The sequence below is a fragment of the Rhodococcus sp. LB1 genome, from assembly GCF_001583455.1.
GTDB classification, from domain to species: Bacteria; Actinomycetota; Actinomycetes; order Mycobacteriales; family Mycobacteriaceae; genus Rhodococcus_F; species Rhodococcus_F opacus.
Map to the genome: position 1 here is coordinate 1 of NZ_LTCZ01000193.1, position 1,427 is coordinate 1,427.

General features: G+C 66.1%; 1 protein-coding gene. It reads right to left on the reverse strand.

Annotated elements, in window-relative coordinates; all coding sequences use genetic code 11:
* Positions 1–179 precede the first annotated feature (179 nt).
* A complete protein-coding gene (locus AZG88_RS24525; RefSeq protein ID WP_442971745.1) occupies positions 180–1,346 on the reverse strand; it encodes an IS701 family transposase in 1,167 nt (388 codons plus the stop codon).
* Positions 1,347–1,427 lie beyond the last annotated feature (81 nt).

Here is a 1,427-nt window from a genome sequence, read left to right on the forward strand (position 1 = left end):
GCCCTAGTACTACAGTCGCGTTTAGGGCAGGTGTCCGCGGGCTCGGTAGTGGCATTGCCGGGCTCGGTGTTGATGGCGGCGGCGCCAGTGGGAGCGTGCGAGGACGTGGCGGGGATCGGGTAGATACGTCCAGATCAGGTGGCAGAGCAACCGTCGGATCTCGGGCACGCTCAGTGCGATCAACTCGCTGTCGTCGCCGGGTTCTCGGGCCCCCTTTTTGACCGGGTGACGGTGAGGAAGGTGTGCGCGAGCATCGAGAGGGTGATGTGTCGGTACCAGCCCGCGTACTGCCGAACCTGGTAGTGGTCGAGGCCCGTCTGGCCCTTCGCGGTCTGGAAGGTTTCCTCTATCGCCCAACGTGTTCCGGCGACGGTGACCAATTCGGTCAAGGTGGTGCGCGCCGGGCAGTGGCACAGGTAGTACGCCAGATCCTCCGGGTCGGTGCGACTGCGACGGGCCAGGAGCCAGTACACCGTCGTCGGCCAGTTCACCCCGCGCACCGGTGTGCGCGCCCAGTCGTAGAGTCGCTCGCCTTTCGCGCCGTCACCGGCCGAGCGGGTCCGCCACGCCTGGGCAGGCAACGCCGCGATCGCCTCGTCGGCACGGAGCTCGGCGCCGTCGACGGTGATGACGTGTTGGTTCACCGAAGTAGCCAGCACGTAGGACAATCCGAGTTCCTCGCAACGGGCACGGAGCCGGTGCACCTGCCCGTATACGGCATCTCCGGTGACCCATCGTGCCGGCACACCGGCGGCGACGGCGCGTTCGAGCATCGCGATCGCCAGCTCGGGTTTGGTCGCGAACTCGCGCTCGGCGGGGATCCCGGCCTGCGCGCACCGGTCACGGTCGTCGGTCCAGGCTTTGGGCAGGTACAACTCTCGGTCGATCAGCGTTCGACCCGCCGCAGTGGCATAGGTCAAGAACACCCCGATCTGGCAGTTCTCGACTCGGCCCGCGGTGCCCGAGTACTGGCGGGCCACCCCGGCCGAGCGGGTGCCCTTCTTCAGGAAACCGGTCTCGTCGAGAATCAACACACCGGACGGATCCGCAAGATGATCGACCGCATAATCGCGTACGTCGTCGCGGACCGCGTCGGGATCCCAGTCCGCCGTCGAGAGCAGTCGCTGCATCCCGTCCGGCAATCGATCGCCCGCGCGTTCGGACAGGGTCCACGAATTCTTCCGCTCCTCGCCCGAGAGCAACCCCCGCACATATTCCACCGCATGCTTGCGGGGCTCGGACCTGGCGAAACGATGCCCGATCAAGGCATCGATCTCCGCCAGCCCCTCCGCCCACACCCGCACCTCAGCCACGCACACATCATCGCCCACACACGGACCATGCATCCTGCGACTCTCGGAACCTGCGCCGACACACCGACAAGATCAAAATAAACGCGACTGTAGTACTAGGGCGTGTCTCCCAAT